The organism is Streptomyces poriferorum, assembly GCF_019399235.1.
Taxonomy (GTDB): domain Bacteria; phylum Actinomycetota; class Actinomycetes; order Streptomycetales; family Streptomycetaceae; genus Streptomyces; species Streptomyces poriferorum.
Genome location: NZ_JAELVH010000649.1, coordinates 1 through 433, shown reverse-complemented (window position 1 = coordinate 433; position 433 = coordinate 1). Strand labels below are relative to the sequence as shown.

General features: G+C 81.1%; 1 protein-coding gene. It reads left to right on the top strand.

Features of this window, described 5'->3' with window-relative positions:
* The coding region (locus JGS39_RS40245; protein ID WP_219574687.1) for a hypothetical protein at window positions 1–314 on the top strand (314 nt) is incomplete at its 5' end.
* Window positions 315–433: the final 119 nt, after the last annotated feature.

The window sequence follows — 433 nt, the reverse complement described above, 5'->3', positions numbered from 1 at the left end:
GCCCCACCCGCACCCACCACCCCAAGCCGAAGCCGTCCGACGGCGGGCACGGGGGCGGCGGCCACTGGGGCGGCGGCCACGGGAACGGGAGCGGCGGCCACGGGAACGGTGGCAACGGAGGCGGTGGCAACGGAGGCGGCAACGGCCCCATGCCCGAGGGCCCGGTCGACGCGGGTGACGGCTCCACCGCCCTGACCGGCGGCGGCTCCACCGGCCTCTCCGGTACGGCCCTGGCGGCCGGCGCGGCCGGACTGCTGGCAGCGGCGGGCGCCGCTCTCGGCGGACTCCGCACGGTCCGGCGCCGGCGCGGTTGAGCGCGCGCACCCCGCGGGAACGGCCCTCACGGCGGCCGTTCCCGCGCCTGATCGCGGCGGCCGGGCTGGTCCCGGCCGCCGCGGCGGCACTCGTCCTGGTCCTGGGCTCGCCCCTGACG